General features: G+C 40.8%; 24 protein-coding genes. 9 read left to right on the top strand and 15 right to left on the bottom strand.

Translation table 11 applies throughout. The features are described from left to right. Positions 1–45 precede the first annotated feature (45 nt). On the top strand, positions 46–318 hold the full coding sequence (locus FZF09_RS22785) for a hypothetical protein (protein WP_233269451.1): 273 nt from the start codon (positions 46–48) through the stop codon (positions 316–318). Here FZF09_RS22785 and FZF09_RS08595 read toward each other — a convergent pair. Next, complete coding sequence (locus FZF09_RS08595; RefSeq protein WP_158736173.1) at positions 258–2,261, bottom strand: bifunctional 2',3'-cyclic-nucleotide 2'-phosphodiesterase/3'-nucleotidase; 2,004 nt, start codon at positions 2,259–2,261, stop codon at positions 258–260. The two genes, FZF09_RS22785 and FZF09_RS08595, sit on opposite strands and share 61 nt — an antisense overlap. 227 nt (positions 2,262–2,488) lie before the next feature. Between FZF09_RS08595 and FZF09_RS08590 the strand changes: the two genes are divergently transcribed. Further along, on the top strand, positions 2,489–3,211 hold the full coding sequence (locus FZF09_RS08590) for a hypothetical protein (protein ID WP_158736172.1): 723 nt from the start codon (positions 2,489–2,491) through the stop codon (positions 3,209–3,211). On the opposite strand, the gene FZF09_RS22645 is transcribed toward FZF09_RS08590, so the two are convergent. Continuing rightward, positions 3,208–3,384, bottom strand: coding sequence for a hypothetical protein (locus FZF09_RS22645; protein ID WP_199256764.1), 177 nt, complete (start codon positions 3,382–3,384; stop codon positions 3,208–3,210). The two genes, FZF09_RS08590 and FZF09_RS22645, sit on opposite strands and share 4 nt — an antisense overlap. A gap of 119 nt (positions 3,385–3,503) precedes the next feature. Between FZF09_RS22645 and FZF09_RS08585 the strand changes: the two genes are divergently transcribed. Further along, positions 3,504–3,806: a hypothetical protein gene (locus FZF09_RS08585; protein WP_158736171.1), complete on the top strand. Its 303-nt coding sequence runs from the start codon at positions 3,504–3,506 to the stop codon at positions 3,804–3,806. Positions 3,807–4,011: 205 nt separating this feature from the next. Here the strand turns inward: FZF09_RS08585 and FZF09_RS08580 are convergent, their stop codons facing one another. Beyond that, positions 4,012–5,412: an NAD-dependent malic enzyme gene (locus FZF09_RS08580; protein ID WP_233269450.1), complete on the bottom strand. Its 1,401-nt coding sequence runs from the start codon at positions 5,410–5,412 to the stop codon at positions 4,012–4,014. A gap of 142 nt (positions 5,413–5,554) precedes the next feature. On the opposite strand from FZF09_RS08580, the gene FZF09_RS08575 reads away from it, so the two are divergent. Continuing rightward, the gene (locus tag FZF09_RS08575; RefSeq protein ID WP_158736170.1) at positions 5,555–6,850 is read left to right on the top strand and encodes a Glu/Leu/Phe/Val family dehydrogenase; all 1,296 of its coding nucleotides are present in this window, start codon (positions 5,555–5,557) and stop codon (positions 6,848–6,850) included. Between the two features lie 428 nt (positions 6,851–7,278). Here the strand turns inward: FZF09_RS08575 and FZF09_RS08570 are convergent, their stop codons facing one another. The 5 genes from FZF09_RS08570 to FZF09_RS08550 all read right to left on the bottom strand — a co-directional run bounded on the left by FZF09_RS08570 (position 7,279) and on the right by FZF09_RS08550 (position 12,567). Then, complete coding sequence (locus FZF09_RS08570; protein ID WP_158736169.1) at positions 7,279–8,022, bottom strand: 2-phosphosulfolactate phosphatase; 744 nt, start codon at positions 8,020–8,022, stop codon at positions 7,279–7,281. A gap of 143 nt (positions 8,023–8,165) precedes the next feature. After that, positions 8,166–8,327: a hypothetical protein gene (locus tag FZF09_RS08565; protein WP_158736168.1), complete on the bottom strand. Its 162-nt coding sequence runs from the start codon at positions 8,325–8,327 to the stop codon at positions 8,166–8,168. 225 nt (positions 8,328–8,552) lie between these two features. Continuing rightward, entirely contained in the window at positions 8,553–9,986 is a 1,434-nt protein-coding gene (locus FZF09_RS08560; RefSeq protein WP_158736167.1) for an aldehyde dehydrogenase family protein, read from the bottom strand. Between the two features lie 16 nt (positions 9,987–10,002). Further along, positions 10,003–11,643 carry an acetolactate synthase large subunit gene (locus FZF09_RS08555; protein ID WP_233269449.1) on the bottom strand — a complete coding sequence of 547 codons (1,641 nt, stop codon included), beginning with the start codon at positions 11,641–11,643 and terminating at the stop codon, positions 10,003–10,005. A gap of 723 nt (positions 11,644–12,366) precedes the next feature. Beyond that, entirely contained in the window at positions 12,367–12,567 is a 201-nt protein-coding gene (locus tag FZF09_RS08550) for a YuzK family famiily protein (protein ID WP_158736165.1), read from the bottom strand. Positions 12,568–12,692: 125 nt separating this feature from the next. Between FZF09_RS08550 and FZF09_RS08545 the strand changes: the two genes are divergently transcribed. Continuing rightward, on the top strand, positions 12,693–13,595 hold the full coding sequence (locus tag FZF09_RS08545) for an aldo/keto reductase (protein WP_158736164.1): 903 nt from the start codon (positions 12,693–12,695) through the stop codon (positions 13,593–13,595). A gap of 42 nt (positions 13,596–13,637) precedes the next feature. Here FZF09_RS08545 and FZF09_RS08540 read toward each other — a convergent pair whose 3' ends face one another. Continuing rightward, positions 13,638–13,970 carry a metal-sulfur cluster assembly factor gene (locus FZF09_RS08540; protein ID WP_158736163.1) on the bottom strand — a complete coding sequence of 111 codons (333 nt, stop codon included), beginning with the start codon at positions 13,968–13,970 and terminating at the stop codon, positions 13,638–13,640. Positions 13,971–14,253: 283 nt separating this feature from the next. On the opposite strand from FZF09_RS08540, the gene FZF09_RS08535 reads away from it, so the two are divergent. After that, positions 14,254–14,631, top strand: coding sequence for a sulfurtransferase (locus tag FZF09_RS08535; protein ID WP_158736162.1), 378 nt, complete (start codon positions 14,254–14,256; stop codon positions 14,629–14,631). 174 nt (positions 14,632–14,805) lie between these two features. Beyond that, complete coding sequence (gene ablB, locus FZF09_RS08530; protein WP_158736161.1) at positions 14,806–15,657, top strand: putative beta-lysine N-acetyltransferase; 852 nt, start codon at positions 14,806–14,808, stop codon at positions 15,655–15,657. A gap of 3 nt (positions 15,658–15,660) precedes the next feature. Here the strand turns inward: ablB and FZF09_RS08525 are convergent, their stop codons facing one another. From FZF09_RS08525 to FZF09_RS08505, 5 genes are all read right to left on the bottom strand, one after another. Beyond that, a complete protein-coding gene (locus FZF09_RS08525) occupies positions 15,661–17,634 on the bottom strand; it encodes a hypothetical protein (RefSeq protein WP_158736160.1) in 1,974 nt (657 codons plus the stop codon). A 34-nt stretch (positions 17,635–17,668) separates the two neighbouring features. Further along, a complete protein-coding gene (locus FZF09_RS08520) occupies positions 17,669–18,919 on the bottom strand; it encodes an ATP-grasp domain-containing protein (RefSeq protein ID WP_158736159.1) in 1,251 nt (416 codons plus the stop codon). Positions 18,920–19,098: 179 nt separating this feature from the next. Further along, a complete protein-coding gene (locus tag FZF09_RS08515; protein ID WP_158736158.1) occupies positions 19,099–19,389 on the bottom strand; it encodes a hypothetical protein in 291 nt (96 codons plus the stop codon). A gap of 87 nt (positions 19,390–19,476) precedes the next feature. Continuing rightward, entirely contained in the window at positions 19,477–20,235 is a 759-nt protein-coding gene (locus FZF09_RS08510) for a TatD family hydrolase (protein ID WP_158736157.1), read from the bottom strand. 74 nt (positions 20,236–20,309) lie between these two features. After that, the gene (locus FZF09_RS08505; protein WP_158736156.1) at positions 20,310–20,579 is read right to left on the bottom strand and encodes a hypothetical protein; all 270 of its coding nucleotides are present in this window, start codon (positions 20,577–20,579) and stop codon (positions 20,310–20,312) included. Positions 20,580–20,743: 164 nt separating this feature from the next. Between FZF09_RS08505 and FZF09_RS08500 the strand changes: the two genes are divergently transcribed. Then, positions 20,744–21,976 carry a DNA polymerase IV gene (locus FZF09_RS08500; protein ID WP_158736155.1) on the top strand — a complete coding sequence of 411 codons (1,233 nt, stop codon included), beginning with the start codon at positions 20,744–20,746 and terminating at the stop codon, positions 21,974–21,976. Between the two features lie 181 nt (positions 21,977–22,157). After that, positions 22,158–23,741 (top strand): acyl-CoA synthetase MbcS, encoded by a 1,584-nt coding sequence (mbcS, locus tag FZF09_RS08495; protein ID WP_158736154.1) that lies wholly within the window; start codon positions 22,158–22,160, stop codon positions 23,739–23,741. 357 nt (positions 23,742–24,098) lie between these two features. Here mbcS and FZF09_RS08490 read toward each other — a convergent pair whose 3' ends face one another. Next, positions 24,099–24,806: a helix-turn-helix transcriptional regulator gene (locus FZF09_RS08490; protein WP_158736153.1), complete on the bottom strand. Its 708-nt coding sequence runs from the start codon at positions 24,804–24,806 to the stop codon at positions 24,099–24,101. Positions 24,807–24,859 lie beyond the last annotated feature (53 nt).

Raw genomic sequence — 24,859 nt, 5'->3', positions numbered from 1 at the left:
GTCCTGTGACAACGCTGAACTGGCTTGCACAGGAGGTGTTGACTTTTGCGTTGCGACAGGACGTTCGCGGTTTTAGCAAAAGTTCCTCTTTATCGTGTGCGCCTGAGCGGCTGGGCGCTGGAGCTAGACATCAAAAACGCCAAAATGTATACTTCCTTACCCAATAAAATAAAGAATGCGGCCGGCTCCTTTTTTGAGCCGGCCGTTTTGTTTGAAAAGGTGGAACGATTTACGTTTCGCTGCCGTTCTATTTCTGATTATTCGTTTTCGTCGTGCGGATTGCCAGCATGGTCCGGCTTTCCTGGTTCACCAGCGTGATCTGGCTTTCCTTTGTTCCTAGCATGATCCGGCTTGCCAATCCCTTTTCCAGGGTGTTCTCTATTTTCTTCGTCGTCCTCTTCTGTTGCGTTAAACCGATAAGCAAACACAGCCATGCCGTTTTCTGTTTCGCGGAGGTAGTCGACGCCGTCTGTTTCAGAAGCTAAAGATTCTGCTTCAGATGGGCTTTCAAAGATAACATCTCCGCTTGTTTCAATATCAGACAGCTGCCAATTATCTGTCGGGTCTGGAGAAACCGGGCCGTCTTGCTCCATAATATAGTCAATGATAATTTGCCGGTTTTCATCAGTTGTAGCAAGTACCGTTTCCTGGTCGGCATCCGCGAGATGACCGCCTCCTCCGCCAGCACGGTAGTTATTGGTAGCTACTAGAAATTCCTGTTCATTTGACACACTTTCCCCGTTATACGTTAAATCTTTGATCCGCTCCCCAGCAGGTTCGGTTACATCAATTTCATATTCTACGCCTTCTATAATATCAAAGTTATAGCTGGAGAAACTTTGATCCACTAACCGCTGTTCTTCTTTTCCTTCCGGGTCAATCTGCTGAAAATTCTCTGCCGAGCGCTCGAGCCAGTTTTCAAGTTCAACCCCGTTCACTTTTACAACGTGAAGTGTATTCGGGTAAACATAAATGTCATTTACGTCTTTAATCGCAATATCCCCAGCTTCCACGTTTGTAAAATTACCGTCACGTCCAGCTCGAAACGGCGCCGCTGCAGAGAGCATTGGCAAATCTTTTTCTTCCCCTTCCACTTGCTCTTCCATATAATCAAGCTGAGCGTCATTGATTAATTGAACGACTTCATTATCTTTCACACGTGAAAAATAAGTATGTAAGTCTATGTCTGTTTCTCCAACAGGGGCATTCACGTACTCAATCGTTTCTTCATGAACGTCACTAATATAATTTTCTATCTCCTCATGAGACTCGTATTCAGCAATCTCTACTGTTTCCGCTGCTGAATTTACTATGTTCCATTCTCCTTCATCATTTGTTAACGTTAGAGTAATTTTCCCAAGATGACTTCCCCACGAGCCAGGCATTGCAGCCGGAACACCGTTAATCGTTCCTTCTTCTGCGTCGATTCCTTCGATGTCTTCATATGAATCAGACCCAGGAAATACATTATGCTGGTGGCCAAGTATCATGGCATCAATGCCTTCCACCTGGCTTAATTGGTACCCGGCATTTTCACTCGCTTCCTCCGAGACATCAATTCCCGTATGCGCCATCGCTGCAATAATATCGGCACCTTCGTCTTTCATCTCTGGTATAAACCTTTCAGCAGCGTCTGTAATTTCTTCTGTGTATACTTCCCCTTCTAAATGGGTTTGGTCCCACGTCATAATTTGAGGAGGAACAAAGCCAATAACCCCAACGTTTAATGTTTCTCCGTTGATTTCTTTTTCAATAATCGTATAAGGCTCGTACAATGGCTCGTCATTTTCTTCCTGTAAAACATTCGCCGACAACCACGAAAAATCGGCCCCTGTCACACTGTCTTCTAAAAATTCAAGACCAAAATTAAATTCATGGTTGCCGACTGCAGCCGCTTCATAGTCCATGATATTCATTGTTTCTATGACCGGATTGGTTTCATCATCAGCTAAACCTTCAGAAGCCAGCCGGTCTCCTAAGATGCTTCCTTGAATAATATCGCCATTGTCCAAAAGCATGGTGTTTTCATTTTCACTGCGAATATCTTCCACAGCACTATAAACCTTAGAAAGGCCTATCGTTTCGTCTTCATCATCCGCCATATAATCATACGGCAGGATATGGGCATGTACATCACTGGTTCCCATGATAACAAGTTCATCCGTGTGTTCTTCCGCCGCAGCATCTCCCCCGTTAGTAAATGCCAGCGCCGTTAATGCGGCAGCAGATGATAACAGACATGATATAGGTTTTTTTGACATATTTTCCCCTCCTTTGAAATAAATCGACTTTATCGTACAAAGAGAGGTATCGATTTACAATATAGTGTTTCAAAAAACCTACTATTTTATTGAATTTTCTTAATAATGAAGGAAGGAATAAGGACTATTTTTTTAGGACTTGTTTGTTTCTCTTTTCCCCCTTTCGTCTTTTTCGCATCCATTTATAAGATGAGAAACTTTATTAAGATGAAAAAGGAGAAATACTTATGACAAGATCTGCCCACCATGAAGCTGCCAAAAAGCACGTTTCTTTTACTACAGTTGAAGAAATGAATAACCACGTTTTAGAACATATCAAATCCGTTAAGATGAATCACACAGAAAAATACATTCTTACGATTCTAGCCCAACATTCTTTAAAATACCCAGGAGTAAGCTGGATTAAAGTGAAAAACATAGCCGCCCACGTACAAAAAAGCGAACGCATGACTAATTATGCACTATCTGCCCTTGAAAAGAAAAATGTTATTAAACGCATTCCTGTAATGAGAGACAAAACAGGCGGCAACAGCAGCAATTTGATTGTTATTTTGCAGGCTGCAATGTCAGGCCGTTCTGATTTCAGACCGTCTTTTTCAGAGCGTGCCCCTTCAGAAAATTCTGATATTCCAATGGTTTTAGAACTAGATTTGGATAAGGAATCTTTTTCTTTTAAAAAAAGATTTAAACAAGATAATAAAATATATAAATGCGAAGACCTTTTATATAAATTGTTTCAACACATATGGAAAGATAAACAAGTGTGCTACGGATCTGCTTACATGAACAAAGTGGTGGAAGCATTAATTAAAGAATATGAAAAAATCGAATTTGCAAAACGACAGCTTGAGAAAAGACGACAGTCTAAACGCATTCAAGTCCCGGATTATGACTGGCTGAATGAAATCGATTATACCAATTTTGAAGAACGCACCTCTTGGCTTTGTTAATCACCTTCTTGTTCCATTCGCTTTCGTACCTTTTCTTTTGGATCCCAGCAATTGAATTGGTATTTAGGATGGGTTTCATAGCCAAGCCTGATACAGTGATAGGTTGCTTTTTTTCCTTTCGTTTTTCTTACTTCATACCACCTGCAGGTTGCACAGCAATGGAATCTATTCATAATTCTCCCTCCCTTTCTTTCAGTATGATGGGTAAACATACTGCTTTCAAATAAATTTTTTAGCTGCCCTTTAAAATTAATCGCATTTTGTCGAAATAAGCAAAAAGGAGGTCACATCAATGAATAATGATGAAGTAACTCAAGCCATAAAGAAATTTCAAGAAATGATAGACACGTATCCTGACGATAAACATTCTGTTCATGACTTCAAAATGTTCCTAAGGTATTTTTTAAGAATTGAAACAAAAGACAATCCGCTCCCTACTTTAGAAATAATGTCGATTTTGAAATCAACAAAACCAAATGTCTTTTATTACTTGCGCCAACAAGGGAAAACAGATGTTATGCTAGAAGTGCTCACTAATGCTCCCATTTCTTTAGAAGTGGCAAAAAGCAAGCTCGAGCAATACATAAAACCCTAAATGAATGAGTGCTGGTTATGGGGAGGTGAAAACGTAGTATTAATAAAGTACGCCGTGTTCTTTATTTGATTTCTCGTATTTTAGGAGACGTAAATGCAGTAAAGCGCGGCACAGCCAGTAAACGTATAGCCAGACGAGCAGCAGGAAAACAAGCTGGAAAACTTCTGCGGAAACTATTTAAATGAGTTACTTGCTGCTTCCTTTTTCAACTGAAACGATGAGCTGCTCCTGTTTCATAACCGGCTTTCATAACCGCTTCACGGATGCTTGGAACAATTTTGTCGTTAAATACTCCTGGAATAATATAGTCTTCATTCAGTTCTTCTTCATCAATGACAGAAGCTATCGCGGTGGCTGCTGCAAGTTTCATTTCGTCATTAATGTCAGTTGCTCTGGCATCAAGAGCTCCCCGAAAAATTCCTGGGAAACATAATACGTTATTCACTTGATTAGGAAAATCCGATCTTCCAGTAGCCATTACTTTCACATAGGGTTTTGCTACTTCAGGTGAAATTTCAGGGCTAGGGTTTGCTAACGCAAACACGATGGGTTGATCTGCCATTTTTTTGATATCTTCCACATCAAGAATATCTGGAGCGGAAACACCGATGAATACATCTGCATCTTTTATAACCGCAGAAAGCGCCCCTTTTTCACCATAAGGATTTGTATTTTTCGCACACCAATCCCACATTTTATTGTCGTATTTTTTCTCACGAGTTAGTGCCCCGTCTTTGTCTACTCCAATAACATTTTCAGCCCCTGCCGTTAACAGCATTTTTGTAATTGAGATTCCCGCTGCCCCTAAACCGCAAACGATAACCTTGCAATCTGCTAATTCTTTTTTCGTCACTTTTAAAGCATTTAAAAGCCCAGCCAGGGCAACAATGGCTGTACCGTGCTGGTCATCATGAAATACGGGAATATCCAGCTCTTCCTTAAGCCTTTCTTCTACTTCAAAACATTGAGGCGAAGCAATATCTTCTAAATTAATTCCTCCAAATGAAGGACTAATTGCTTTAATGGTTTGAATGATTTCTTCTGAATCTTGGGATTGTAAACAGATGGGATATGCATTTACGTTCGCAAATTGTTTAAACAACATGGACTTTCCTTCCATGACCGGCATCGCTGCTTCAGGTTTGATTTTGCCTAATCCTAAGACAGCGGTAGCGTTTGAAACGACGGCAACAGCATTATTTTTCACCGTTAAATTATATGCAAGGGCGGGGTCTTTTTCTATAGCCATACAGACTCTTGCTACTTCAGGTGTATACACGTGAGAAAGTTCTTCCCTATTATCGATGGACTTTTTGGCGATAACTTCAATTTTACCGCCTAAATGCATTAAAAAAGTCCGATCGGAGACGTGCCGAATATGAACTCCTGATAAAGTTTTTATCGATTGAACAATATTGTCTTGATCTTTTTTATGATGGACATGAACACTAATGTCTCGCACTGTCGTTTCCGGACCTTCTTTGATTACATCAATAGCCACCATGTCTCCGCCCGATTCACTAATAGCAGTGGCGATGCGGCCAAAAGAAATGGCTTTCTTATGTATTTCTAAACGTAAAATCATCGTCATATTAGATTTAATCATCCTAATCAGTCCCCTTATAGCGAAGATTTCCTTATAGTATTCCTTACATTACAGGCAAATATTTGTCGGTATATTACTTACATATCCAAAGGGTAAATGCGGGACTTTATTAATATGCAGCCTGATTATAGGAGGTTATAGGATGACGCAAAATGATAAAGTCGAAGCAGATATTACGACACATAATAAAAACCCGTTAGAGATTGTGAAAGAACTGCTAAAGAGTTCAGTCGAAGAACTTGGATTTAATGAAAATATTTATCATTTATTAAAAAAACCGATTAGAGTGCTTGAAGTTTCTTTACCTGTTCGTATGGATGATGGGAATATTCGAAATTTTACGGGATACCGTTCTCAGCACCTTGATATACTCGGCCCTACCAAAGGCGGCATTCGTTTTCACCCAAACGTTCATATTGATGAAGTAAAAGCCTTGTCTATTTGGATGTCATTAAAGTCAGCCATTTTGGATCTGCCGCTTGGGGGCGGGAAAGGCGGGGTCATTGTGGACCCAGCTGAACTTTCTGAAAGAGAGCTTGAGGAATTAAGTCGTACGTACATTCGAAAAATAACTCCCATTATTGGTCCTCAAAAAGACATTCCTGCGCCAGATGTTAATACAAGTCCTACCGTGATGGGCTGGATGGTCGATGAGTATGATCAGTTAAGAGGCTATAACATCCCTGGGATGCTAACAGGAAAGCCGATTATTATTGGCGGGTCGCAAGGAAGACTAGCAGCTACAGGCAGAGGTGTCGTATTAACGATAAGAGAAGCAGCCAAAGTTCTCAGAATGGATTTAAGTGCATCCAGCGCTGCCCTGCAAGGATTTGGAAATGTCGGCAGCATGACAGCAAAATATTTATATCAATTAGGAGTTAAAGTGGTTGCAGTGACAGATGCAAAAGGAGGCATTTATGACAAAAATGGATTAGACATTCCTGAATTATTATCTTTTGTAAAAGATGGGAGAAGTGTGAGTGAATATACAAAAGCTGATCCATTAACTAATGAAGATTTATTTGGGTTGCCGGTTGATATATTCATCCCAGCAGCGATCGAAAATCAAATCACCAAAAATACAGCCCCCGCTATACAAGCAAAAATTGTCGCTGAAGCTGCAAACGGACCAACTACACCGGCAGGAGATCAAATTCTTGAAGAAAAAAATATATTTGTTATTCCTGATATTTTATGTAACGCTGGCGGGGTAACGGTTTCTTATTTCGAGTGGGTTCAAAATGAAATGAATTATTATTGGAAAGAAGAAGAAGTAAACAAAAAGCTGGAAGAACGAATGGTTTTCGGGTTTGAAAATGTCATAAAAATGAGAGAAGAAAAAAACATCCGAATGAGAAATGCGGCCTATATGGTTGGTATTAATCATATTGTAAAAGCATTAAGAGCAAGAAGCTGGATAAAAGAATCTGACTTATGATTGAAAAACGCATGTACCCTGAAAGATGAATTTAGGCAGCAAAGATAACCGCGTACAAAAAACCTTTGTCCCTATTTATAGGCAAAGGTTTTCATGTACTATTTATACCTAATCAATTTCATAAGTGCTATTTTGAATATCAAAAATGAGCATTATATCGATTGCAGCGCAAGGCGGCGATTCATGCGGGACAAGCTTGAGCTAAATACCCCGCAGGAGTTTGCGCCGAGGAGGCTGAAGCCACGCCCCGGCAAAGAAGACACTACGATAACAAACAAAGAAAATTGGAGTAAATGTCGCGCTTGTGCCCCGAGAGTGAAAGCGTCCGCCTCAAGCGAAAATCGAATGATAAACGAGGAAATGTTATAATATGTTCGTTTATAATGATATAGAAATGAATGATGGAATGCATTCACCTATCTAAAAGATTATCTCACTTCACTGCCGACAGAAAGAAAATATAATTCCCCCTCCTGATTAACGCCTATAATGGAATTAGAAGCACCGACATCCACCGTAAACTCAAATAAGTTTTCTAGTCCTAATTTAAGAGTATTATGACCTACACGGCCTTTTGCTATAAGTTCTCTTAATTTTTCTTTTAAATCTATCTCTTGTTCCAAAGCAAACATGGCCGCATCGTTTAATTTAACATTCTCTAAATGCAATTGGGATAAAATTAATGATGCACAAACGTAATCCTCCATTGAAAAATGGCCGCTGGCACCGGAGCATATAATGTATAGATTTTCTGTCGACTCACGGTTAAGATAATCTGCGACAGCATTTACGTTTCTTAAATTAGCCAGAATTATCTTTTGCGCATTTTGTACTTTCTTGATCGCACGGGTTCCATTGGTAGATAAAAAGATAATATCTTTGTCCTTTACCCGTTCTGGCATGTAGTCATCTAACAAATGAGAACAGTCAAATTCGTCTACAGCTTTCCCACCTTGTTCTCCCCCAGTAAGAGTAGTGGAAGGATCCAACTGCGACTTCAAATGATGAGCTTCTTCCATACTTTCTACTGGCAGTACACGACGAGCTCCACGTTCCATGATCGTAACAAGCGTTGTTGTTGCCAGCAGCACGTCGATCACAACGACGGTTGCTCCTTTTAATCGTTCTGGCTCTATTTCTTCTTTTGTCAACCATAGACTGCATCTTTCCATATCGGCCTCCTTGGGTCTAGTAAGATTTAAATGATTCACTCTTTAATTAATTCTGTATTTAAATCATTTTTCCTCTATAGACCCAGGAGCGGGGACTAGTATCGACCATTTTCTATCTACTTAGCCAGCTGTGGTGCTGCTAATTAATCTATTTTTGTGGTTGGCGAGTATTTTCTGGTTTTTGGATAGTATTCCGTCGCAAACGGCGAGTAAATCATCGAAATCGGCGAGTATTTGAAATTTTTTCCAGAAATAAACCGAGCGCGCCATCTCTGTAACGAAGCTTCTTCAACCAGTAATACCATTCGCCGCTCTCCTTTAGTTCTACTTTTTCGAGGGAATCATAGAAAAAGACATCCATTTTTTATCTGGATGTCTTTTTTCACAGCCGCTTGAAGAAGATTGGTAAAACTTTGCCAGCTGTTTTGCTGCTGATAATCTAAATTTTTGGATGGTGAGTATTTGTAAATATTTCCAGTTGTCGAGAGCACCGCCGTCTCTGCACGAAGCTCAGTATTACCGCGGACAGCTCATCCATTTCGTTTTATCCCGATAAATTTTATTTCAGTCATATCTTCTATCGCATATTTAACGCCTTCTTTTCCTATTCCGCTTTGTTTCACACCGCCGTAGGGATGATTGTCTTGACGGTACGTAGAAATTTCATTAATCCATACTCCGCCCGTTTCTAATTGATCAGCTAAACGCAGCGCTCGGTCGATATCTTTTGTAAAAACACCAGCTTGTAGTCCGTAAATGGAATCATTGGCAAATGCAATCACTTCTTCTTCATTATCAAAAGGAATGACGGATACTATCGGTGCGAACACTTCCTCACCGATAATTTTCATATTTTTATCCACATTCGTCATAATGGTCGGGGTCAGGATGGTCCCATCTCGTGTCCCGCCGGTTTCAATGTTCGCTCCTTTTTCTGCCGCGTCATCAATCCAGCGTTTTGCACGTTTGGACTCTTCTTCATTAATCATCGGGCCAATATCTGTTTCTTCCCTCTTTGGATCTCCAATTTTTAATGCGTTTGTTTGTTTGACATACTCTTTAAGAAATGTGTCATAGACATTTTTTTGTACATACACTCTTTGGGCTGATATACAGACCTGGCCAGAAAAAGCAAAAGCCCCTTTTACGAGAGCCGTTACCGTTTGATGAATATCAGCATCATCAAATATTATATTGGGTGAATTGGACCCCAATTCTAACGTCACTTTTTTAAACCCAGCATTTTCACGGATATTTTTTCCTACTGGCAAGCTCCCAGTAAATGAAATTTTATGCACTTTATCGTGTGCCACAAGCGGACTTCCAACTTCTTCGCCTGTTCCTATAAGTAAGTTTAAAATCCCCTTTGGCAGACCCGCTTCTTGAAATAAATGAACCAGCTTATACGCTGTAATTGGTGTTTTTTCAGCAGGTTTAAACACGATCGTGTTTCCTGCTGCTATAGCCGGAGCGATTTTATGCAGAGACAAGTTTAATGGGAAATTAAAAGGCGTGATCGCTCCGACTACACCTAAAGGCTCCCGTTTTACTATACCTATTCTATTCTCCCCGCCTACAGCGGCATCCATGGGAATAACTTCGCCCATTATATGCTTGGCTAGTTCAGAGGAAAAACGCAAAACTTGAACGGATCGTTTAATTTCTGCACGGCTGAACGTAATAGGTTTACCTGCTTCTTGCACGATGGTTTCAGCAAAATCTTCCGCTTGTTCTTCAAGCAGGTCAGCTGCTCTTCTTAAAATATCTGAACGTTCATGTGCCGGCATCGTTTTCATGATAGAGTGGAACGTTTCAAAGCTATTATTTACGGCTTCTTCTAAATCCGATTCGTCCGCTAAAGCCAAATCCGCTACTTTTTCTTGATTGTACGGGTTCCGTACTGGAAGCGTCTCCCGGTTTTCTTCTTTTCGTTCGATCCCATCTATAATAGAACCAATCCGCATGCTTTCCCTCCTATAATTAACAAATAATATCTCCTAATTTTTTCGTTAATTTCATGTTTTCACTATAATCGACTGGACAGTCAATCAACACAGGTTTCTTCATTGCTATGGCTTTTTCTAAGGTTTGCTTGACATCTTCTGCTTTATTCACTTGCAGGGCTTCAAAACCATAAGAAGAAGCGAGCTGGATAAAATCTGGATTTCCGAATTTAATATAGGCAGACCGATTAAAATTTCTCATTTGATGCCATTCAATTAATCCGTATCCTTCGTCTCTCCATAATAAAACGATAATAGGAAGGTTTAATCGTTTTGCGGTTTCTAATTCGGCACTTGTCATTTGAAAAGCACCGTCTCCGCAAACGGCTACAACTGTGCGATTGGGGTGAACCATTTTCGCTGCAATCGCCCCAGGAACAGCTATTCCCATTGATGCCAGGCCATTTGAAATCAAACATGTATTGGGCTGATACGTATGGTACATCCTTGCCATCCACATTTTGTGAGCACCCACATCCGAAATCACGATGTCGTCTTCTTTTAATACGGAACGTAAGTCTGAAATAATTTTTTGCGGTTTTACTGGAAAATGATTGTCTTCTTTGAATTCTTCTAATTCATTCAGTGCTTCTTTACGAACTTCACTCACCCAGCTGTTATCTCTTTCTGTAGGTGACAAAAATTGATTCAGCTTTTTTAAATTTTCATTGATATCACCTATTACGTTTAATGTAACAGGATAATGTGCATCCGTTTCTGCTTCTTCTGCGTCAATGTGTAAAATAGAAACGGCTCCTTCGGGGTTCCAATTTCTTGGCGGATATTCAGCCATGTCAAACCCAATCGCCACAATCAAATCTGATTCACTAAAGCCGCAGGTAATGTAATCTTTACCGCCTATACCTGCGGTTAATAAACTTAACTCATCTTCAAATGACAGTGCGCCTTTTCCCATAAAAGAGTGAACCACAGGTATGTTCGTTTTTTTCACGAGTGTCCGTAAGCTCTCCACTGCATCGCCCCGTGTTATTCCATTTCCCGCCAAAATAAGAGGGTGCTGCGATTTGTTTATAATAGAAGCAGCTTTTTCAATCACTTGCTCTCCAGCTGTGGAGATAGAATGAGCAGTAATTTCCAGCGGAGCTGCGTCAAATTTCATCCCTGCAATATCTTCTGGAACATCAATATGGGCCGCACCCGTTTTTTCCTGAGTGGCTACTTGAAATGCTTTACGCACGACTTCAGGTACAATGTCTGCTTTTTTTATTTGAGCGCTCCATTTTGTTACAGGATCATAAATCGATACTAAATCATAGTACTGATGGGAAATTTTATGCTGCCGGTAAAGACCTGCTTGCCCGGTTATAGCAATAATCGGATTTAAGTCCATATTGCTGTTTGCCACACCGGTTAAAAGATTGGTAGCGCCTGGCCCTAACGTTGCTAAACAAACACCGGGCTTCCCCGTTAATCTGCCATACGTTCCAGCCATAAAAGCTGCACCGGTTTCGTGTCTTGTTACGATAAATTCAATGTTTGAATCGAGAAGTGCATCCATAATATCGATGTTTTCTTCTCCCGGCACTCCAAACATGTATTCTACGCCTTCATTTTCTAAACATTTAATGAGCAATTCTGCAACTTTCAATGTAAACACCCTTTTCCGTTTAAGGTCCTGTTTACTATGTATTTTCTGTATAAATTTCGTTTTTACACTCTATTTTAGAAAATAGCCCAAATTATATAATAGAGCTAAGAAAAGCGTAAGCGCCTTAAAAGAAGGAAGTTCGGCTACGAGCGTCACGTCCTGTGACAACGCCGAACTGACTCCCATCCTGGGAGCCCGCGACAGGTTTTGGAGCTTTCGCGCAAGGTCGCCTGCGGCCCGGAGTCGAAAGGGAAGACATAAGACGTTCAGCTCATTTTAATGAACTTCTACTAAGATCGCACACGTCGACGCATAGGATGTGCTAATGTCGCCAATGCCACAGGACGTGGCGTTTTTGGCGACGAGTGTGCAACGTAGAAGTCACCACATTCGTGTGGAAGGACGTCCTGTGACAACGCTGAACGGGCTTGCACAGGAGGTGTTGACTTTTGCGTTGCGACAGGACGTTCGCGGTTTTAGCAAAAGTTCCTCTTTATCGTGTGCGCCTGAGCGGCTGGGCGCTGAAGCTAGACATCAAAAACGCCAACTATTTATAATTTCTTACCTTTCAAAAAAATCGCACCCAGCCGTAATTGTGGGTACGATCTTTTTTTAATATCCCCTTTTTCTTCGTGTTAACAACCGTTTGCCATAACGAAACAAGTATCCAATCACGGCTGTTTTAATAAATTTTTTAATCATCTTATTGTTCCTCTCCCTCATCGGTTTGTCCTATTTTTTCATATGATTGTCGACTTCAGTTTGGATTTCTTTGTTTTTCTTATAATCTTTTTCTCTTTCTTTTTCCACTTCAATCTTTTTATCAAGACTTCGTTTATATTCTTCTTGCGTCACTCCATGAGCTTTATGCATACTTTTTTCTAGATTTTCTGTTGTTTCCTGTTCCTTGTTTGATTTAGTTTCGTCTGTCATGATGTGAAGCCTCCTTCTTTGTTTATTACTATTCCTGATTTTTTCTTACTTTAAACGTAACAGATCTGCTTCTCCATACATGCTGATTTCTGTAGAATATGTAAGACAAAGAAAGGAGAGAGAACATGAAACGTATTCAGATCACGGATGATTTATCATTTTCTTCTGTTATTCACGGCTTATGGCGGTTAAATGAGTGGGGGCTTTCGACAAAAGAGCTGCAGGAATTGATGGAGTGGAACATCGAACAGGGGATTACTACCTTTGATCATGCCGATATTTATGGCAGCTATACTTGTGAGGAGCTTTTTGGCAAGGTGTTAAAAGAAGTTCCTTCACTGCGTAAGAAAATGGAGATCGTAACGAAGTGCGGCATTGTTCTCCCATCTGAAAACCGTCCAGCGCATAAAACCCATCATTACAATACTAGTAAAACTCATATTATAGCGTCGGTTGAACGTTCACTTCTAAACCTTCATACAGACTATATTGATACGCTGCTCATTCATCGACCTGATCCGCTGATGGATCCCGCTGAAATGGCAGACGCCTTTAACACATTACATAAACAAGGAAAAGTCCGTACGTTTGGTGTTTCTAACTTTAAACCCCGCCACTTGCGAATGTTGTCATCTCATATGAATGTGGAGCTTGTCACAAATCAAGTTGAAGTTTCTGCTTATCAGCTTGAAAATATTTGGGACGGCACACTTGATTATGCTTTAGAAAAAAAGATGCCGATCATGGTCTGGTCGCCGCTTGCCGGTGGTAAGATTTTTACTAGTTCAGATGCTAAAGCAGTTCGGATTCGAGAAGCAACGAAAAAAATTGCATCAGAAATAGATGCCTCTTCTATCGATGAAGCTCTTTACGCCTGGATTTATCAGCATCCTTGCCAAGTTATGCCTATCACCGGCTCGCACCAGAAACATCGTATTCAAGCAGCTTTAAAAGGAAGCAAGTATACTCTTACGCGGGATCAATGGTTTGAAATACTTCATGCCTCGATGGGACATGATGTCCCATAAGAAAAGCTGTCCGGTACCACTTTTAGCCGGACAGCTTTCTTTTTAATTTTCCGGTACGCCAAGTGCTATTTTCGCGTAACGGGACATCTTGCTTTTATCCCAAGGTGGATTCCACACAATTTCTACATCGACTTCATTAATTTCTCCAAATTCTTGCAGATCCTTTAGTGCTGATTTTATATCATTTACAATCGTTCCAGCTAGCGGGCATCCCATAGCCGTCAATGTCATGGTGATAAATACATTTTTTTTTTCGTCAAGGTCTACACCGTACACCAGTCCTAAATTTACAATGTCGACGCCGAGTTCAGGATCAATTACCTTTTCTAGCTCAGCATATATGCGATCAATAAGCTCTTGTTGTTCCTCTGACATTCCGATCACCTCCTGCTATATCTTTCCTTCACTGTATCAAATATTCTACTGTTTCTAAATTCATTTGCATTTTTCTATTCTTATCTCTATGCCAACAGCTTGTCCTTGTAGTATACTATTTCTTGTTGTGTGACATGCATTTTATTTGCTCTTCATACCCGGTTCCCTATAAAGTAAAACATGACTGGAACACAAATACAGGCGCTGGAGTATAAAGATACATTTCCAGTAAGAAATTAATGTCTATCAGTACATGATGATAAACATTCGGGAGGGAAACTCATTGACGTGGTCGATCATCGTTCTACTAGGTGCTTTACTGCTGGTCGTTGGATATAAAAGATGGATACCGGTCCCTGGTATAAAATGCGCTCCACTTCCGGATAAGCCGCTTCCATCAGACATGGTAATCCTGGACATCCGCGACTATCAGGAGGCGGACCGCTACCCTGTAAAAGAAGCGTATACTTTGCCGTATCCTTATTTAAAAAGACATATTAACACTATTCATGCTGATACTGTTTTCCTTGTTGCTCCAGATAAAGTGTCTAAAAATCTGAGCATACGACTTCTGCAAAAACATGGTATGACCGTTCAAAACTTTGCCGTTGTACATGGAAACCAACACTCCTCCCAGCCAATAAAAGCCCATTGCAGTTAGAATAGCTTCGCACCCTGTATGATTAGGTAAGTCGTTTCTGAATTTTTCGGGAACGGCTTTTTGTTTCATTAAATTGCAAAAATATTTACATTCTAATTCCCTGTTTTCCTTCGTATAGATAGTACGACACGCCGGAATAACACCGGTCATTTTTCGGAAGACTGGAGGGCTATCATGAATCAACTCATAAAACATTTTCCGATGTTATTAACCAATTATATGCAAATAGAACCATTTAGCGAACGTATAAAAATTTATGCTTTACCAAAAGAAGAAAAAATGCCTCTTTTCCTTGATTCGTTAAAAAGAGTCGCAAGAACACAGCATTGTGATAAACTGATTTTTTATGTGACACAAGAAGATAGAACAAGGGAATCTTTAAAACAATTTGAATTAGAAGGAGCAATTAAAGGATTTTTCAAAGGCAAAGATGCTTTCATTTATTCCTTCTTTTTACATCCTTCCCGTAATTATACTGTGGACCCTCAAAAGGAAAAAAGGGTGATAGAGCAGGCTTGTGCGGTGACAAAAAAAGCAGGCAGATCGATTCTGCCCGCCAAGTACACGATGCGCCGTCCTACCGAGAACGATGCCGAAGAGATGTCTCGGTTATATCGTTCTGTGTTTAAAACGTATCCAACTCCGATGCATGATCCAGACTTTATTCGTGGAGTTATGAAAAACGAAGTATACTTTACTGTCATTGAGCATAAAGACCGGATTATCAGTGCCTGTTCAGCTGATGTCCTGCCATCGTTTCAGTCAGCAGAAATGAGTGATTGCGCCACGATAGAAGAGCACCGAAACAAAGGGCTGCTTTCTTATCAATTTTCTTTTTTAATTCGCCTGATGCAGCAAAAAAAGATATGGACCTTGTTTTCTTATTCCCGTTCCCTATCGCTTGGCATGAACGTAGTAAATATCTATCACGGCTTTACCTATGGAGGCCGGATGGTCCGCAACAGCAACATTTCTGGTCAACTTGAGTCGATGAATATTTGGTACAGACAGCTTCGTACCACTTAACTATTACAACCATTGAAATTCTTGCCCCCAACTTTCTTTAGCAAGACGTTCAATCTCCTCTAAATTATTCGAATCAACCGCAAACGAATCACCTTGTTCATAAGGATTGTAATGAAAAGCATACAAACGTGAAACAAATTCATGAAATGGAAGAGAAGATTCTCCTTCTATTTCACCGTGTCCTTGTACAGCAGGCTCAATTCCCTGTCCCCAATTTTGAGAACTGTCATTATTAGGATTATAAAAATACACGCGGTAATTACCTTCGGAGTCTTTGGCAATCCGTTGAATCGTTATCGCGTGGAATCCTAAAAAGTTTCCATAGACGGTTGTAATAGCGATCCCTACAGGATTAGGATAAATCATTTCGTGGCCTTCATTGTACTCTGGGTGATGGGTTGCATAAAATAAACGGACAAATCCTTGATAATCGACGATGTTTTGCGTGTTATGCTGAAACACTTTACTGAACCCTTTTGGAATCCAGTCACCATAAAACGCTGGATTTACCCATTTATGTGGGTCATCTCCTCTAAATTGTACGCGTCTTACCATTTCCGCATAAATTCGATCTAAATGCGGAACCAGAACAAGGGAAACTGGATCTAATTCTTCATGCAGCTCTGGAGCAAGTCCTCCCGGCAAATCTTTTGAATGGATAGGCTGCCCTTCAAAACTAACATCAATATCTCCATCTCTAGCTGCTCTTGGTATTAATTCAAGCAAATAGCCCGGCGCATGAATAGACCACAGACTTAGAGCTCTTGCGCTTTGACAGGTAGGATTTAATCCTTGGCCTATTCCAAGCGGCTGACCGAGCACACTCATAACACCTGCTGTCAATACATCATTGGCGGTCAGCCCTTCCTTTTTGCTATGCGTCGCATCCATGAGCGTATTACGGACATCCTGGTTAATATCAAGTTCAATTAAACGTCTTAAACCAGGCTTTACCGGGGTTTGGGACAAGACTCCTCTTTCTAAAAGACGCGCCAGTCCATATATCGATTGCCTTGTAGGTATGTGAACCGCAACTTTTATTAATTGCTGCACCATCTCATAATGTTCTTCTAGGTGAGCATAACCATTATCACTCAGTCCTAAAGCAAATTTCATTAATTCTTTTTTATCATTTCGATTTAAATGCCTCATTAAAACAACATGATAAGGAGAAACAAGTCCGGTATCGTGCAAGGAGCTGCCAAAAGCTTTTGCTTCTTCTTCTAATTCTTCCTCACTTATTTCTTTTAGCTGCTGCCTGTACTCTCCATAGTCCTCAAATTCTCTAGTCAAAGGAGTGAGAGTCGAAATAGCATAATGAAAGCGTTCAATCTCCTCTCTGTCTTGTTCATCAACATCTTCATGCATTAATTGCTCTGCTTTTCGGATCATGACACGAATCCGATTGGTCATAATCGGACGCTGTACGGTAAGCCGTTTAATCTCTGATATAAGCGTGCTCGAAATCGATTGTAGTGTTAATTCATCAACAACCAATTCGAAAAGGCGCTGCGCCCTCTCTGTTTCTTTGCCTTGTTCATCGCCGTCTTCATCTACTTCTTCTGGAAAAATAAAATCTAAATTATTAGCCATCACTTCGTTTAAATATTCATGTGCATCTTCTGCCGTCACGTTTTCGTGAGTATACGTTTCTTTTGCAAGTGCGAGCATACGAAGCTCGCTCAAGAGCGCCACAATGGATTCGACACCGTCTACTCGTAAGGAGCCGTTCACCAAGGCCGGCTGTAATTTAGATGGGTTTTCCCATGGTCCTCCCTCAAACACACCGGCTTCTTCAAACTTGGGGGCAAATTCATATAATTCTTTGATTCCTTCCCTGGTTTCTGCCAACTTTTTGGCCACTTGAAATACATGATTTTGATACATTTCTTTTGCATACGGAGCAGCCTGTTGTAAATTGTTAAAAGCAGCTTCAAATGTGTTAATTTCTCCGCCAGTATTCATTTGTACAGCCATTTTCTTATCCCACCTTTACATTTAAAATGTTGTTTTATATGAAGAAATCATGTTGTGCGTAATCTTGCAGTGGTTGTTTAACGTGATCGCAATCATCATGATGGAAGAAGACAACTCCATGAGGATTTCCAAATCCTTCTGACTCTTCTACTTTTCGCTGAACAGGGGTAAACATAGTGTGACGGTCAAATCCCGGGTGCTCTTCTAATTCTTGCGGTACGTTTAATTTTTCAATTTTCTCCACTCGCGGATAAACCATCAAACTGCCTGCATGCCCTTTGAATTTGTGTTCTTTCGGGAAAAATTTATTCAGTTCTTCATCGGTCGTATTTGGATCCGAAACAAGAATATGGGCTTGATATGGATTGAAATTATACGTTTTTTGGATTAAATCAAAGATGTTTCCCCCTGGTATACGGTGCGCTACTTCAATAAAACTAATGGAACCATTTTCGTCTATAAAAAATTCTGGATGGATGAGACCATTTTTGATATCAAACGCTTTTATCAGAGCTTGAACGGCACCGCGAATTTTCTTTCGCTGCTTTTCTATTGGAGGAGAAGGCGGGGCCATCATCGAATAACCGAATACGATATATTCCGTAATGTTTAAAAAGCGGATTTTTCCGTTATGAATAAATACTTCACAAGATACCTCGACACCATCAAGGTGACTTTCTAATAGACATGGAAATGTCTCCTCTTCAAGCTGTTCAGCATCTTGTTCAGAACGAATAACACGATGACCGACATCGCCTGCTTTGTTAAATGCTTTTACGTGTATAGGATCTAATTCTTCTTCTTCTTTCAATAGCGCATCATTTACTCGTCTTAAAAATTGTTTTACTTCCTCTTTCGTCCGCGCTTCTTCAAATACTCCTACTTTTAAGCCTCCCATTAGCGCCCGCCGTTTCATTTTTGCTTTATCACGGAACAATAAGCTGTGTTTGAAGATTTTCGGGTCATTTTGCAATCGAGCATTAATAGCGGCAGCCCATTCGACTGTATCTTCAAATAACGGAACAGCAAGCTTTACATTTTCATTTTCTAATGCATGAAACAACTCTTCACAGTGATCACATACTTCTTCCATTGATACTCGTTTTTTATAATCTTCAAAGTCCCACGAAATATAGGGAAGATCATATTTTTTTGCATAATCTTCCATGCCCGGTGGTCCTACGATCACAAATGGCCGTTTCATCTGGTCGATCGCCTCGATTGAAGGGAGACTCCAGCCAATTAATGCTGTTTTATAGTTAATATCCCGCTTCGTTTTTGTCATAATTTCCGCATCCCCTTTTCTCGCTATTGGTTTGACTGATTACACAATGATATTTTGACCTGTCTGGCAGCAGATTATGACTCGATTTCAAAAGAAAAAAAAACTGAACTGTCATGGACAGTTCAGGCTTTTTTTACTTGGCAGGACATTTAAAAGCTGTCCTTTCCTTTTCTTCGTTTTTATTGTTTGTAGCCATTTAATGTGCTTGTCCCTTTCATGGTTACCACGTTTTCTTCAGAGGCCGAGTCAAAGGTTTCAATATCTACGATGCCATTCATCGTTCCTTTGTTTGTTTCAAACGTTAGATGTTCTTTACGGTTGTCTCGCAGACCTTCCATAAAAAAGCGCTGGTTTTCGACTCCATATATTTTTACTTCCCAATTTTCAGGATCATCATTTTTCACCTTAATTTCACCGGAATCAAATTGAATCTCTTCGTTTTGTTCATTAAATAATTGGTCTACTTTCATTTTAGCACGCCTCCTATCTATTCTCTGTTGTCTTTGTGCTTGTTCTTTTCCCTCGTGTTATGTCTCTCAAACGTCTAGAATAATTGCTCACCCATACATTTTCAGCGTATTATGTACGATTGTCTTTTCGATTGCTTGTTTGTTCTTATTTCTTTCTTTAGCTAAAAATGACACTATATTTGAAAGAAACAAGGGTGTCGTTTGTTTTTCTTTAAAAGGTCCCTCAAACGGCCATGGCCCATCTGTTTCTATTAATACTTGTTCGGTTGGAATCATGGAAGCTAACATTTGATCTCTATGGCGGTAGCAAACTTCTGGGGTAAGAGAAATGTAATAACCGGAGGCGGTAATCTGCCGGACAACTTCCGGCTGTGCTTTCAGCCAGTGAAAATGAGCGGGCAGATGCGGGGTTTCTTGCTGCAAAAGCTGATATACGATTTCTGCTTTGTCATGAACCGCATGCAATGCAACCGGAAGCATGTGATCTTTTGCTGTGTGCAAACATCTATTTAAAAAATTAATGTGTTGTTCGATAGAAGTTGGGAGCTGCTCAAGCTCATAATGAGGCAGACCAATTTCTCCTATGCATGCTATTTTATCTCGCTCCTGGTATACAAGACGCTGCCATTCTTGAAAATCGGCTTCTTTGGGCAGACCTTTCTCTGGATGAAAACCGACACCTGCCAAAATAAAGTCTGAAAATTTCTCTTTTAGCTCTAGTGTTTTGTAGGAAGAAGCGAGATTATTGGAAACAGCTACGACTTTTTGGATGCCGGCTTTTTTCCATTTTTCTATGCTGGATTCAATGTTTTCGTATTGTTCTAAATGGATATGAGCATCTATCATAAAATACTCCTTTTTATACCCATCATAACGTAAGGAAGACAAGTTCGGAAAGGATTCTAAGGGGAAAAGCGGGTTCATTTTAAACAACCTAATGTGTTTTTTATGCGGTATATATCTTTTTTGTTTGTCCATGTTTCATCTTTTAGTACGTCATGGCTTGCTTCAAGGTTCTCCAACCGGTCTTTTATTTCGCTGAATTCTTTGGCATTCTGTACTTTCACGCTGTCTATTTCTGCTTTTAATTCTTCCTGGCCCGTTTTTAAGGCTGAGAGCATTTGTCCATGTTCTCTTAGAGTTTCCTGAATGTTGTGAAGCGCTCCTAAAACCTGCTTTTCCATTTCCATTATCTTCTCCTCCTTTCTCGACGAATGTAAAGCTATTATATCACGGGCTATCTTTTTTTAAAAAGAATTCTGGCAGCGGCTGATGGAAAATGTCTACTGTTGTTAAAGAACGTTTGTTCCCATATAATAGAACTATATCGAGTCTTTTTAATGGAGCGATGAGAATGGAGCGGATCGTCTTTTTAGTGGATATGCAATCGTTTTATGCGAGTTTTGAAAAGGTCTGCCGCACCGATCTTGAAAATAAACCCGTCGTGGTGGCAGGAGACCCAAAAATCCGCAGCGGTGTCATCCTGGCAGCCTGCCCGACTGCTAAACAGTGGGGAGTAAAAACAGCTGAAGCTCTTTGGGAAGCAGAAAATAAATGTCCGGATCTCGTTGTCATTAAACCACGTATGCAGGCCTATTTAAATGCATCGGTTGAAATTGCCTCCGTGCTTGAAATGTTCAGTGATGAAGTCGAACCGTACAGTGTAGATGAAATTTTTGTGGAAATGACCTATTCTCTTGAACCGTTCGGGGGCGATCCTGTGAAAGCAGCAGCGCGTATGAAACGGCAGATTAAACGAATGCTCGGCGTAAACGCCCGTGTTGGCATTGGTCCGACAAAAGTGCTTGCCAAAATGGCTTGCGACCATTTCGCAAAAAAATCGCCAGAAGGCATTTTTACGTTATCTCAAAATAATTTACAGCAGAAGCTGTGGCCGCGTTCGATTGGGGATTTATTTGGTGTGGGAAAACGGATGGAGCGCCACCTTCGCAACATGGGCATCCGCACCATCGGCCAGCTTGCCCGCTTTCCGCTCGAACAAATGAAAAAGCGCTGGGGCATTAATGGAGAGCTGCTTTGGCGGACGACGTACGGATGGGACCCCTCTCCGGTAACAGTCGACACCCATATCCGCCGCAAAGGTATTGGTCATCATATGACGCTCCCGCGCGATTATTATACGTGGGACGAAGTGAAAGTCGTTTTGCGGGAACTAAGTGAAGAAGTGGCGCGCCGTGCCAGACAGAACGGCTACATGGGCACCACGGTGTCAGCCGGTGCAGGTGGCCATGATTTTGACTTCCCGGCTGGCTTTCATCGCCAGAAAAAACTCGAGGATTACACCAATGACGGAAGAGTGATCTATGATGCGGCTGCCGAGCTTTTTCATGAGCATTGGGACGAATATCCCTTACGAAGTGTCGGTATTACGCTCGACCAGCTCGCAGATGACACTTTTCGCCAGCTCAACCTGTTTCACTCCCTTCACGACCGCGAAACTTTGAATCAAACAGTAGATGAATTAAAAGAACGTTTTGGTAATGGCACGCTCCTTTATGCTTCTTCTCTTACCAATGCAGGCCAGGCTCAGCTGCGCGCACAAAAAATCGGCGGCCATTATAAATAGCTCTCGCATCCACCGATAAATAACTGGGCTTCCACCAAATTTAGGGGTGGAAGCCTTTGTTTGCTCTACGTGAAATTTTCATCTAATTCAAACGCCTTTCAAAAAAGATTTCAAAATTTTATTTATTTTAGTATAATGAAACGAGAACATAGTCTTTTTAGATTTAAAGGGAGGGGATTTTTTGAACAGAGAAGATTTAATTGCTCCAGAAAAGTACAATGTAACAAATGAATTGGAAGCGTTTACAAATGATGAGAACCGGATTGCGGTACGCTGGTTAAGTGAAGACGGCAACCGACTGGAAGTGTCTTACGCTGAGTTAATCCGGCGAACCAATCAATACGCTAACGCCCTGGCTGCAGCCGGATTTGAAAAGGGTGACCGGATTCTTATTATTCTGCCGCGCCTTCCAGAAGCCTATATGACCTACCTCGCTTGTCTAAAAGCAGGTATTGTAGCCATCCCCTGTTCAGAAATGCTCCGGGCTAAAGACTTAACTTACCGGATCAACCATTCTGGAGCAAAAGGTGTCATCGCTTATCACAACGCGACAGCGGAGACCGACAAAATAGAAGAAAGCACGCCTTCGTTGCAAAAGAAATTTGTTATCGGCAAAAATCAAAGAGGCTGGGAACCATTTGAAGAAACCGTTATGCTTCAAAGCGACCAATGCAGCGGTGAAAATACTTCCCGTGATGATATTGCTTTTCTTTCTTATACATCAGGAACGACAGGAAATCCAAAAGGGGTGGTACATACCCACGGCTGGGCATATGCTCACGTGCGGACAGCTGCTAAAGAATGGCTCGGTGTAAGAGAAAATGATATCGTCTGGGCGACAGCAGCACCTGGCTGGCAAAAATGGATATGGAGTCCGTTTTTATCGACAATCACCCTGGGAGCAACGGCGTTTGTTTACCAGGGAAAATTCGATCCACATACGTATCTTGGCCTGCTCGAAAAAGAAAAAATACAAGTGCTCTGCTGCACTCCGACAGAATACCGGCTGATGTCAAAAGTCGATAACTTGTCTGCTTATAAGTTACCAGATCTGCGCAGCACTGTTTCTGCTGGTGAACCGCTTAATCGTCCTGTCATAGAAGCTTTTAAAGAAGCCTTTAATGTTGATGTCCGTGACGGCTATGGACAAACAGAAAATACGCTCTTAGTCGGTACACTGCTCGATATGACCATAAAGCCAGGTTCAATGGGTAAACCGACGCCAGGAAATACAGTGGAAGTGATTAATGATGAAGGACAGCCGGCAGCACCAGGAGAAGTCGGCGACATTGCTCTTCACAAAGATAGTCCGGCTCTTTTTAAAGAATACTATAAAGATCCGGAACGAACAGCAGCTGCATTTCGAGGAGACTGGTATTTGACCGGTGACCAGGCGTCTAAAGATGAGGATGGCTACCTTTGGTTTGAAGGACGCAGTGATGACATTATTATCAGTTCCGGTTACACAATTGGCCCGTTTGAAGTCGAGGATGCACTCACCAAACATGATACGGTAAAAGAGTGTGCCGTCGTAGCTTGTCCAGATGAAGTCCGCGGCAGTATTGTAAAAGCTTATATCGTTTTAAAAGATCCCGATAACGTTAAAAATGAACAATCGTTAATACAAGAGCTCCAGGATCATACAAAAGCGCTCACGGCTCCTTATAAATACCCGCGCCGTATTGAATTTATTAAGGAGCTCCCAAAAACTACTTCCGGAAAAATCCGCCGCGTTGAACTTCGTCAAAAGGAATTACAACGGTGATAAAGTATCTGAGTGCCAACCTACACAATCTAGCTACTCATGTCACATGATATCTCACCACCAGATAAGGAGCTTAGGATCCAAAATCCAAGCTCCTTTACTATTGGAATATAGTTGTCCAGCGATGATTCATATCTAGGACTCATATGCTTTTTCGTGTATCAACTCCATGACTAGTTTCATTTCTCATGTTTTGCATGATAATCTGAACAAAATCATTTTATTCATCCTCATAAACAATCCATCATATGTGTCATAATCAACTTTTTTGCCAAGTCCAATTTTCCTATGGATGAGGAAATGCCTTGACGTAACAAACGTTTTACCTTTTTTCATTTCAATCATACTTTAACCAGCTTAGTTACGGAATTTGGAGATAAGCCTCTCCCATATCCCTTTAGGTTTATGTACTGCTTCTTCTAAACGTTTATTAAAATCATTTTGTGAACGCCATTCTATTTGCTGCTCGTCCCGCATAGCTTGTATTTCTTTTCGTAACAATTCACTTTTTTGTTTTTCTTGCTTCAGCAAGAGTTCGTAATGGTTCTTTTGTTGTTCCGTTATTTTATCCATTTTAGCTTGAGCTTTTTGAGCTGCATTTCCAACACCAGAGCTTATAACATGATGATCTTGCTGGAGCTTAGAAACCGTTGTTTTAAGCTGGGACATATCGTTTTTCAGTTGAACATTCATCTCCCGTGTGGCTGCTAATTCATTGGCTAAAACCTTTAATAAATCTTTAACTTGATTGGGATCTTGAGAGGACATATCATATGTATCAGATATCGCAAGGTCGGTTTTATTGAATCCTTCTAATCTTTTTGTCTGTTGATAGGCAAGGTCTTTAGCTGTTATATCTATGGGCTTTTCCGTATCACGTATGACAATAACAGCTTCGATGTCAGATCGAACAAAAATACGCCTATCACCATCTTTAAAAAACTCATATCCATTCCGCTCTAAGATTTGACCGTATTTTCGAACAGTGGTTGTTGCAATTCCCACTTCTTCTGCAACTTCCTTTGTTGAGAAAGCTCGTTCATTTGGTTGTATATCGTATCGCATGCCGAACCCCCTTTTCTGTCAAATATGAAGGTTCTTGTATGAATTTTCAAGGT

This window comes from Alteribacillus sp. YIM 98480, assembly GCF_009765375.1.
Taxonomy (GTDB): Bacteria; Bacillota; Bacilli; order Bacillales; family Marinococcaceae; genus Alteribacillus.
The sequence above is the reverse complement of the archived record's forward strand: the minus strand, read 5'-3'. Positions and strand labels throughout refer to the sequence as shown.

Excerpts from the sequence above, each read along its gene's own strand:
- ablB (WP_158736161.1), top strand. The coding sequence starts at position 14,806 with ATGAATCAACTCATAAAACATTTTCCGATGTTATTAACCAATTATATG.
- FZF09_RS08520 (WP_158736159.1), bottom strand. The coding sequence starts at position 18,919 with ATGACAAAAACGAAGCGGGATATTAACTATAAAACAGCATTAATTGGC.
- FZF09_RS08490 (WP_158736153.1), bottom strand. The coding sequence starts at position 24,806 with ATGCGATACGATATACAACCAAATGAACGAGCTTTCTCAACAAAGGAA.
- FZF09_RS08545 (WP_158736164.1), top strand. The coding sequence starts at position 12,693 with ATGAAACGTATTCAGATCACGGATGATTTATCATTTTCTTCTGTTATT.
- FZF09_RS22645 (WP_199256764.1), bottom strand. The coding sequence starts at position 3,384 with ATGAATAGATTCCATTGCTGTGCAACCTGCAGGTGGTATGAAGTAAGA.
- FZF09_RS08560 (WP_158736167.1), bottom strand. The coding sequence starts at position 9,986 with ATGCGGATTGGTTCTATTATAGATGGGATCGAACGAAAAGAAGAAAAC.
- FZF09_RS08540 (WP_158736163.1), bottom strand. The coding sequence starts at position 13,970 with ATGTCAGAGGAACAACAAGAGCTTATTGATCGCATATATGCTGAGCTA.
- FZF09_RS08580 (WP_233269450.1), bottom strand. The coding sequence starts at position 5,412 with ATGATTAAATCTAATATGACGATGATTTTACGTTTAGAAATACATAAG.
- FZF09_RS08575 (WP_158736170.1), top strand. The coding sequence starts at position 5,555 with ATGACGCAAAATGATAAAGTCGAAGCAGATATTACGACACATAATAAA.
- FZF09_RS08510 (WP_158736157.1), bottom strand. The coding sequence starts at position 20,235 with ATGATAGATGCTCATATCCATTTAGAACAATACGAAAACATTGAATCC.
- FZF09_RS08550 (WP_158736165.1), bottom strand. The coding sequence starts at position 12,567 with ATGACAGACGAAACTAAATCAAACAAGGAACAGGAAACAACAGAAAAT.
- FZF09_RS08570 (WP_158736169.1), bottom strand. The coding sequence starts at position 8,022 with ATGGAAAGATGCAGTCTATGGTTGACAAAAGAAGAAATAGAGCCAGAA.
- FZF09_RS08595 (WP_158736173.1), bottom strand. The coding sequence starts at position 2,261 with ATGTCAAAAAAACCTATATCATGTCTGTTATCATCTGCTGCCGCATTA.
- FZF09_RS08525 (WP_158736160.1), bottom strand. The coding sequence starts at position 17,634 with ATGGCTGTACAAATGAATACTGGCGGAGAAATTAACACATTTGAAGCT.
- FZF09_RS08500 (WP_158736155.1), top strand. The coding sequence starts at position 20,744 with ATGGAGCGGATCGTCTTTTTAGTGGATATGCAATCGTTTTATGCGAGT.
- FZF09_RS08515 (WP_158736158.1), bottom strand. The coding sequence starts at position 19,389 with ATGAAAGTAGACCAATTATTTAATGAACAAAACGAAGAGATTCAATTT.
- FZF09_RS08585 (WP_158736171.1), top strand. The coding sequence starts at position 3,504 with ATGAATAATGATGAAGTAACTCAAGCCATAAAGAAATTTCAAGAAATG.
- FZF09_RS08505 (WP_158736156.1), bottom strand. The coding sequence starts at position 20,579 with ATGGAAATGGAAAAGCAGGTTTTAGGAGCGCTTCACAACATTCAGGAA.
- FZF09_RS08590 (WP_158736172.1), top strand. The coding sequence starts at position 2,489 with ATGACAAGATCTGCCCACCATGAAGCTGCCAAAAAGCACGTTTCTTTT.
- FZF09_RS08565 (WP_158736168.1), bottom strand. The coding sequence starts at position 8,327 with ATGGTATTACTGGTTGAAGAAGCTTCGTTACAGAGATGGCGCGCTCGG.